We start from the raw sequence: 8,876 nt of genomic DNA, 5'->3' as shown, positions 1-8,876 counted from the left end.
CTTTAAAGCGGGAGGTCCTCAAAGATGCGAAGACCTTCGCCAATCAACTGATCTGCCGCAGAGACGTCTTCCGGTGGTGCGTGCGCTACAACACGTGCCGTCGGCACACTTGGTGCGGGTACCAAACTCCCGATGAGTTCGAGTCCCAAGCCGCTTAAGGTCTGATAGGCTTACACCTACTTTTGTTCACCCCACGGTGTCTACTTTCCGGGGGTCGGGCCCTCCTGTCACCAGGGTCATTCCAGGGCATATTTCCCCTGACTAAGAGAAGCAGTGACACAGAAGGCCTACCTCAGCGTGGGCCCTGTGGGCGTGCAGGTTCCGTGTGTGGCTGGTGTGCTGTGGCATGGTCGGCAGCGATTGATGACCGACCTTGGAGCGGGTGCCTTGTCTGGTCTCGCGGTTCAGGGTGGGTGGACTATTCGGCGGGTTGGATCTCGCTCTCGGTGACCCACTTGTGGTTGGTCATCGTCATCCCGTCGACGGTGATATCAACCATGTAGACCGTCTCCTCGGTGGAGTAATCGATGGTGGCCTCAGCACCCTTCATGCCGGACATGTGCTCGGCATCTAGGACAACGCTCGCCCCGTCGGGCAGGGGGGCCTGACCCGGATCGACGAGCTCCTCATGGACGACCCAGCGGTGGTCGGTAACCGGGGCCCCACCCTCGGTGGGGGTGTAGCTGACCGAATAGGTCGTGGTATCAAACGCCCCGGAAATGGTGGCGGTGGCGCCGTCCATGCCGGGCATGTGGTCAGCGGTGAGGATGACCTCGGTGCCCACCGGGTACGTGGGATCCTCGGCCTCTTCAATGCCTGCCGGCGGTGCCCCGCCGTCGGCAGGGTGGTCGTGCCCGCCGTGCTCTTCGTCGGCAGTGGTGGAGTCTTCCTGGTGGGTCTCGTGGGTCTCTGCGGTTGCCGTCGTGGTGCTGGTGGTGTCGGCATCGTCGGAGTTGTCGGCGGCGTCGCTGCAGGCGGTTAGCGCCAGGGTGGAGGTCAGTACCAAGGCGGCGAGGGTAATGCTGCGTTTCATGAGTGTTCCTTTCAAAGGTGGTGTGAGTTAGGAGTCGAGGGACAAGGTCAGTCAGTAACGGTTACGGGGGATATCGACTCACTGTGTTCCTCCTTCCCGTCGGTCGGAGCCAGGTGAGCCGGCTCCAGATCAATGCGGCGCAACAGCTGGGCGTTCAGGGCCACCACGATGGTCGAGGCAGACATCAAGATCGCGCCCACGGCCGGGGACAGCACGAACCCGATCGAGGCGAGCACTCCGGCGGCCAACGGCACGGCGAGGATGTTGTAGCCAGAGGCCCAGATCAGGTTCTGGATCATTTTGCGATAGCTGGCCTGGGACAGCTCAATCATCGACAGCACTGCCCGCGGGTCATCACTGGCTAGGACCACCCCGGCAGATTCCATGGCCACATCCGTGCCGGCACCGATGGCGATACCGACGTCCGCGCGGGTCAGAGCGGGGGCGTCATTGACACCGTCACCGACCATGGCCACGCTCAAACCCCGGTCCTGCAACTGCGTGACCTTGGTGTCTTTGTCCAGGGGCAGAACCTCGGCGAAGACCTCATCAATGCCTAGGTCCTGACCGACGGCGTGGGCGACCTGCTGCGCGTCACCGGTGATCATCGCGACCTTCACCCCGCGGTCCTGCAGGGCTTTGACGGCGGCGCGGGATTCGGGGCGGATCTTGTCCTCGACGGCCACGGCACCGATGATCTGACCGTCGCGGACAATATGGAGCACGCCGGCCCCACGCCCGGTCCAGGCGCTGGTGGTGTCGGTGAGTTCGGCCGGGGTGGTGAGGTTGAACTCGCGCAGCATGTTCGGCCCACCCACGAGGATCTCAGCGCCATCGACAGTGGCCCGGACCCCGCGGCCGGAGGCGGCGGTGAAACCGGTTGCGCGCAGTGGGCGGCGTGAGGCCTCCGGGTGTGCGGCCGCGGCAGCCACGATGGCGCGGGCCACGGGGTGTTCACTATCGGCCTCGGCGGCGGCGGCCAGGGCCAGCAGGTGCCCTTCCGAAGTACCGGGCACCGGGGCGACACCGGTGACCGCGTGCGCACCCTCGGTCAGGGTGCCGGTTTTGTCGAAGAGCACCACGTCGATGGTGCGCATCCGCTCGAGCGCCATCCGGTCCTTGATGAGCACCCCGGATTTCGCGGCCCGCTCGCTGGAGATCGCAATGACCAGAGGAATCGCCAGGCCCAGGGCGTGCGGACAGGCGATGACTAGCACCGTAACCGTGCGCACCACGGCATCGTCTGGGCTGCCGATGGTGGTCCACACCACCGCGGTGATCAGAGCGGAGATCAGCGCGAACCAGAACAACAACGCTGCCGCCCGATCCGCCAGGGCCTGGGCCCGGGAGGAGGACTCCTGGGCGTCGGCAACCATGCGTTGGATCCCGGCCAGGGCGGTGTCCCCGCCGGTAGCCTCCACCCGGATGCGGACGGTGTTGTCGGTGGCCACGGTACCGGCGACCACCTTGTCACCGGTGTCGCGGAAGACGGGACGGGATTCGCCAGTGATCATCGCCTCATCGAATTCGGCGGCTCCGTCGAGGATGGTTCCGTCGGCCGGCACTCGGGCACCGGCCCTCACCAGCACGACGTCGTCGACGACCAGCTCGGAGATGGCCACGGTGCGGGTAGTCCCGTCGATGACTTTCTCGGCCTCATCCGGCAGCAGGGCAGCCAGCGCGTCAAGCGCGGAGGACGCGGCCCCGAGAGCGCGCATCTCCAGCCAGTGCCCCAGCAGCATGATGGTCACCAGCAGGGCCAGCTCCCACCAAAAGTCCAGCTCAAAACCGCCCAGCCCCAGAGTGGTGACCCAGGAGGCCACAAACGCCACGGTGATGGCCATGGCGATCAGGAGCATCATCCCGGGTTGGCAGGATTTCAGTTCTTTCCATCCGCCCTTGAGGAAAGGCATTCCGCCGTAGACGAAGATGATCGTGCCCAGCACCGGGGGGATCCAGGTGGATCCGGAGAATGCCGGGAGGTGGTAGCCGAGCAGGTCGGCGACCATGGGGCTGAAAATAACGACGGGAATGGACAGAATCAGCGACCACCAGAAACGGTCCCGAAACATTGCGGTACTGTGTCCGGCGTGTTCGCCGTGACCATGAACGTGGTGGTCTTCGTCCAGGGCGGCGTGCGGGTGATCGTGGGGCATCGCCTGGCCGTGGGTGTCGGCATCCGCGTGGTGTTCGTGGCCGGCATGATCCGGGTGTTGGGTGTGGTCTGTTTCCGGAGCGGGGTGATCACCATGGTGATCACCGGAATGGTGGGGAGTGCTCATGACGTTCCTTTCGCTCAACCCGGTCGGGGTCGAGATGATGGGTAAAACTGATCAGGATAAGACGGCGTAGCCGGCCTCCTCAATGGCCCGGCGAACCATCTCCGGAGGTACGACACCGGTGACCGTGACGGTGGAAACACCACCAGCAGCGAGATCAATCTGGACGTCGCCGACCTGGGGGAGGGCCTGAAGGGCCTGGGTCACGCTTTTCGCGCAGTGCCCGCAGGTCAGGCCCGTGACCTGGTAGCTAGGGGAGGACCCTCCTGCTGACGAGTCGCTAGCGGCAGGGATGGAGGCGCTGTCGGCACGTGAGGCAGGCCCGCAACAGCTGCAGCCGTGGGAGACCATCGGCAAGAGGCGGGGCGAGGAGGTGATCATGGGAAAGCTCCTACGAGTCGGTGGGATGCGGCGATGCTACTCTCTAACGTATACCCCCCTGGGGTATATTTTCAGTATACCCCCGGGGGGTATATTTTCAATGGGTGGAGGGCGCGGCACTCACGCGGGGCAGGGTGTGGTCACTGAGCAGCCTCCTCACTGTCGGGAGGGGACAGCGGGAGGCGGAGGGCAAACACCGCTCCGCGACCGGGTCCGGGGGAGGTGGCGGTGAGAGTGCCGCCGTGGGCCTCGATCAATGCCTTGGAGATGGTCAGACCGATACCGGACCCGCCGTCGTCCCGGCTGCGGGCGGCATCCCCCCGGTAGAAGCGTTCGAAGATGTGTCCGAGCTGGTCAGGTGGGATGCCCTCGCCGTCATCGGCGACGTGGATGAGCGCGGTCGACGCCCCCTGTCGATGGACGCTGATCCGGACCTGCCCGCCGGCCGGGGTGTGCCGTAGCGCGTTCGACAGCAGATTGCTCATCACCTGGCCGAAGCGTTGCCGGTCCACGAGCACCCGGATAGTGTCCGTAATGGTCTCGACCTGTAAATCGACGCCTTTGTCAGCATAAGCTTCCCCCGCGGCAGCAGCGGCGGTATGGAGCAGATCCCCGAGCCCTTCCTCCGCCAGGTCCAAATCGATCCGGCGTTCCTGGGCCCGGGAGACATCGTCGATGTCTCCCATCAACCGGGTCAGGCGGGTGAGCTGGTCAGCCATGATCGTGTGGGTGGCATTATTCCAGTCCACGACCCCGTCCTGGAGGCCATCGAGGTAGACCGTGAGCACCGATAAGGGGGTACCCATTTCGTGGGCCAGATCAGAGAGCATCTGGCGGCGGACTTGTTCGGTGTGTTCCAGCCGGTCGGCCATGGTGTTGAAGGCATGCGCCAGGGTGGTGACCTCGGGGCCCGCTTCTCCGGCGGGCACGCGGATACGGTAGTTGCCGGCCGTCAGGCTGGTAGCGGCGCGGGTGAGATCCTGCAGGGGGGTGCGCAGACGACGCGATAACCACAGGCTGGCCAGCAGGGCGCTGATCAAGGCGGTGGGCAGGGCGACGGCCAAGGTGATCAGGTTGGCGCCCCGGTAGGCCTGCTCGGCATGGAACAGCTCCAGCGAGGGGTCCTCCCGGCCGGTCATCAACATATGATCATGGAACAGGATCGGACCCACCATCGTGGCCACGGCCGCGGCCACCAGCAGGCTAATCACCACCACCAACACCTGGGCGGCCAGGAAGCGGAAGGTCAGGCCGGGTCCGTGATTCATGGCTGCCCCACCCGGTAGCCCACGCCACGCACGGTGTCGATAAACCCCCGGCCCCGGGTGTCGGTGCCGAGCTTGCGACGCAAGTTGCCGATGTGGACATCGACGATGCGTTCATCACCGACCCAGGTGGTGTCCCAGACCTCGGAGACCAGGTCGTGGCGGGTCAGCACCTGGCCGGGGCGCAGGGCCAGGGCAACCAGCAGCTCGAACTCCGTGCGGGTGAGCTCCACGGTCGTCTCCCCCACCCGCACCTGATGGGCGACGGGGTCAAGGATGAGGTCACCAACGATCAGGGGAGTGGTCACCTGCGGTGGGGTGGTGCTGGTGCGCGGGCGGCGCAGCACCGCATACACCCGGGTCAACAGTTCCCGGATGCTAAAAGGTTTGGTGATGTAGTCATCCGCCCCCAAGGTCAAACCGCTGATCTTGTCGTCCTCGCTGCCACGCGCGGTGAGCATGAGGATGTAGCAGTCCGAGAAGGTGCGGATCCGTCGGCACACCTCCAGGCCGTCGAGTTCGGGCAGCCCCAGATCCAGCACCACAACATCGGGGGAAAAGCGACGGGCCTCGTCCACGGCCTGGGTGCCGGTGTGCGCCTGGCGGGTATCGAAGCCGGCCCGGATGAGGTAAGAAGCCACCATCTGAGCTAGGGGTTGTTCATCATCGACGACCAGCACCCGCCCCGGGGGCGTGGCGGTGGTCGGTGTGCGGTCAGCCATAGGCCCTAGTATCGTTCCGGCCAGGGGGGAATACCACCCTCGCTCAGTGCCCGGCGGGAAATCTTCATCAAATCTTCAAACATCACCCTTCGACCGCCGTCACCCCTGTGCCCCACCCCGGGTCGGCGGCATCGCCTCCCCTGGTCAGCTCAGCAGGCGCCACCAGGGATTTCACTGCCTGCACCGCATACCCGGGGCGGGTAGAAGGACATCGCCCACGGCTGTGGGGTGGTGTCCCGGTGGTGACCCAGCCCACCGAATTCACCCCCTTTTCGCCCTGTTATAAGGCTGTGAGCAGGGTTTTTAATTTCTGGGCCGTCAGGCACCCGTGCTAGATAAAGGTATGGCATCGACCTTGAGGCGGTGTCTTCTCACCGTCTTACCACGATCCAAGGAGATTGACGTGAAACGAGCAGCGATCGCAGCCGCCGCCCTTGCCCTCGCCCTCACGGGGTGTTCGGCCACCGACCCGGAACTCACCGCCGAAGGGACGGTGTCCCAGGATACATTCCTGACTACCCATGGCCTGGCCGCCATGGACGCGGTGGAGATCATTGATCACCTCGACCGGCAGAAGGTCACTGAGCGTCCCACGGATCTGATCGCCTCCGTGCGTGCCGATGAACTGCTGCTCTCGAGCGATGGCCAGGAGGTCGTGGTCGATCTTCCCGACAATCAGACGTATGTCTCGATCGCACCCTATCTCACCTCCACCCACGACTGCTTCTACCACAGCCTCACGACCTGCCGGGGGGAACTCGACAATGAGGACATCCAGGTCACGATCACCGATGAGGCGACCGGTGAGGTGCTGGTGGACGAGGCGACAACCACCTTCGACAACGGGTTTATTGGCTTCTGGCTTCCCGATGATGTCACCGGCTTGATTGAGGTCAGCTACCAGGGGCGTACCGGCACCACGGAGTTTTCCACCACCGACGACGGTGCCACCTGTGTCACAGACCTGCGCCTGACGTGATGGCTCAGCAGGGTCCTCACCTGCGCCTGTCTCCCGTGTCACTGAAATCTAGCACCAAGGAAGGTTAAATCATGATGAACGCGTTTTCCCGACGACAGTTTCTGCTCGGCGGGCTCGTCCTCGCTGGCACCGGGGCCGTGGCCGCCTGCACCAGCGACCCTGGACCCGCTGCCTCGGCACCAGGTCCCTCCCTTCGCCCCACTCCCACCCCCACTGCGCTCGGTGAGCCGACGGTGCGCCGGACACTAACCGCCCGGCCCCTCTCTCTGGATATCGGCGGCATCGAAGCCAAGACGTGGGGATACGTCTCTGACACCGGGGATGCGGCCATTGAGGCCACCGTCGGCGACGTCCTCCAGGTCGATATCACCAATGAACTGCCTGAGAGCACCTCCATCCACTGGCATGGCATCGCACTCCACAACGCAGCCGACGGTGTGCCCGGCATGACCCAGGACCCCATTGAACCTGGCGAGTCTTTCTCCTATGTTTTTGAAGTCCCCCACGGTGGCACCTACTTCTACCATTCCCACACCGGCCTGCAGCTTGATCGCGGCCTCCACGCCCCACTGATCGTCCGCGACCCGCAAGACGCTGAGGACCAGGACGTCGAGTGGACCATCGTGCTCGATGACTGGGTCGATGGCATTCAGGGCACTCCCGACGATGAGCTCGACAAGCTCACCGGAATGGGTTCGGGCGACCATAACGGGAAGAAGGGGATGGGAGGTCACGGCCATATGATGCACGGCACCCCGGACCGGGTACTGGGCGGGGATGCCGGCGATGTGATGTATCCGCACTACCTCATCAACGGACGTATCCCCCGTGCTCACCGGACCTTCAAGGCTCGCCCGGGCGACAAGGCCCGCCTGCGGTTTATCAACTCCGGCGGTGACACCATCTTCAAGGTGGCCCTCGGTGGCCACCGCATGACCGTCACCCACACCGACGGCTTCCCCGTCCAGCCCAGGGAGACCGAATCGATCTACCTGTCGATGGGCGAGCGTGTCGACGTCGACGTCATCCTCGGCGACGGCATCTTCCCGCTCACGGCTTTGGCGGTGGGTAAAGACGACCGCGCCTTCGCCGTCATCCGCACCGCCGGCGGCCAAGCCCCCCACCCCGATGTCGACTTCCCCGAGTTGTCGTCCACCGGACTGCTTCTGTCCTCCCTGAAGCCAGCAGACCGTGCACTCCTGCCCGAGGGCACACCAGACCGAGAAGTCAGCATCGACCTGGGCGGGCAGATGATGCCATATGAATGGAGCATTCTCACCGACGGCCAATCCTCCTCCGCGACCGTGCAGGAGGGCCAGCGCCTGCGGATGGTCATGCGCAACAGGACCATGATGCCCCATCCCATGCACATCCACGGCCACACGTGGGCGCTGCCCGGCAGCGGCGGACTACGCAAGGACACCGTCCTTCTCCGCCACGGTGAAACCATGATCGCCGACTTGATCGCTGACAACCCCGGGGAGTGGGCATTTCACTGCCATAACGCCTATCACATGGAAACCGGGATGGTCAGCTCGCTTCGCTACGAGTAACCCCCACAGCAGGGTTGAGTGCCGAGGTGGGCGGGGTGTCCCCCGAGTAGTGGACACGGCGTTGGTGTCAGGGTTGAGCAGTGTGTGCCAGGAGTCGACGGGTTTGAAGTATGCGTCAGCGCGCACGGCAGCAAGTTCAATGATGCGGTCGTAGCGCTTGTTAAGGCCGGTGGTTTCGGTACGACAAGCCCTGCCCACGCAGGTAACGAATTTGTGCCCATTGCTCCAAGGAAATCACCCATCCGATCTTTTTCGAGTGGGCTACTTTTCGAGGAGCGTTTTGGGCTACTTTTCAAAGAGCGCTGACAGCCCCGTGCGGGTTGTCCACAGGGTGAGTGTGGTTGGTCTTCCGTAGCGGGCGCGGGTGTGGTTGCCTTAGTGCTATGAGCACTTCGCAGGCACTAGCACTTCGCAGGACTATTCGAACTCCATCCCAACCCCCGCTACTACGACCACTGGGGAGGGTCAGCGGCGGGGGCCGAGTTTGCGGGATATTTCCCAGCAGGAATTAAGTACTGCTACCCAGTACATGAACGAGTGTTTAATCGAAAGCGTATACGCAACTCCAACACCCGCCAGGGGTAGTTGGGAGGGTTGAGTGAAAAGGGTGCAAGAACGCGTATTGGTCGGATGGGCCTGACCCCTGGAAAGTAGACACGTCGGG

At 64.0% G+C, this 8,876-nt stretch carries 8 protein-coding genes and 1 pseudogene; 4 read left to right on the top strand and 5 right to left on the bottom strand.

What is annotated here, in order from left to right; translation table 11 throughout:
* A pseudogene (locus tag HMPREF2559_RS12745) lies at positions 1-158 on the top strand (IS3 family transposase); the annotation flags it as partial.
* A 260-nt stretch (positions 159-418) separates the two neighbouring features.
* On the opposite strand, the gene HMPREF2559_RS07085 reads toward HMPREF2559_RS12745, so the two are convergent.
* Positions 419-1,033 carry a YdhK family protein gene (locus HMPREF2559_RS07085; protein WP_046453122.1) on the bottom strand — a complete coding sequence of 205 codons (615 nt, stop codon included), beginning with the start codon at positions 1,031-1,033 and terminating at the stop codon, positions 419-421.
* Between the two features lie 47 nt (positions 1,034-1,080).
* A complete protein-coding gene (locus tag HMPREF2559_RS07080) occupies positions 1,081-3,105 on the bottom strand; it encodes a copper-translocating P-type ATPase (RefSeq protein ID WP_070540108.1) in 2,025 nt (674 codons plus the stop codon).
* Positions 3,106-3,123: 18 nt separating this feature from the next.
* Between HMPREF2559_RS07080 and HMPREF2559_RS13260 the strand changes: the two genes are divergently transcribed.
* On the top strand, positions 3,124-3,360 hold the full coding sequence (locus HMPREF2559_RS13260; RefSeq protein WP_246818464.1) for a hypothetical protein: 237 nt from the start codon (positions 3,124-3,126) through the stop codon (positions 3,358-3,360).
* Positions 3,361-3,366: 6 nt separating this feature from the next.
* On the opposite strand, the gene HMPREF2559_RS07070 is transcribed toward HMPREF2559_RS13260, so the two are convergent.
* From HMPREF2559_RS07070 to HMPREF2559_RS07060, 3 genes are all read right to left on the bottom strand, one after another.
* The gene (locus HMPREF2559_RS07070; RefSeq protein WP_070540102.1) at positions 3,367-3,693 is read right to left on the bottom strand and encodes a heavy-metal-associated domain-containing protein; all 327 of its coding nucleotides are present in this window, start codon (positions 3,691-3,693) and stop codon (positions 3,367-3,369) included.
* 140 nt (positions 3,694-3,833) lie between these two features.
* The gene (locus tag HMPREF2559_RS07065; RefSeq protein WP_070540098.1) at positions 3,834-4,961 is read right to left on the bottom strand and encodes a sensor histidine kinase; all 1,128 of its coding nucleotides are present in this window, start codon (positions 4,959-4,961) and stop codon (positions 3,834-3,836) included.
* A complete protein-coding gene (locus HMPREF2559_RS07060) occupies positions 4,958-5,680 on the bottom strand; it encodes a response regulator transcription factor (RefSeq protein WP_148138790.1) in 723 nt (240 codons plus the stop codon). Before HMPREF2559_RS07060 ends, HMPREF2559_RS07065 begins: the two co-directional genes overlap by 4 nt.
* 403 nt (positions 5,681-6,083) lie before the next feature.
* Here HMPREF2559_RS07060 and HMPREF2559_RS07055 point away from each other — a divergent pair, with 403 nt between their 5' ends.
* On the top strand, positions 6,084-6,659 hold the full coding sequence (locus HMPREF2559_RS07055; protein WP_070540093.1) for a CueP family metal-binding protein: 576 nt from the start codon (positions 6,084-6,086) through the stop codon (positions 6,657-6,659).
* A gap of 71 nt (positions 6,660-6,730) precedes the next feature.
* A complete protein-coding gene (locus HMPREF2559_RS07050) occupies positions 6,731-8,212 on the top strand; it encodes a multicopper oxidase family protein (protein ID WP_070540090.1) in 1,482 nt (493 codons plus the stop codon).
* Positions 8,213-8,876 lie beyond the last annotated feature (664 nt).

The organism is Corynebacterium sp. HMSC072G08, assembly GCF_001809185.1.
GTDB classification, from domain to species: Bacteria; Actinomycetota; Actinomycetes; order Mycobacteriales; family Mycobacteriaceae; genus Corynebacterium; species Corynebacterium phoceense.
The sequence above is the reverse complement of the archived record's forward strand: the minus strand, read 5'-3'. Positions and strand labels throughout refer to the sequence as shown.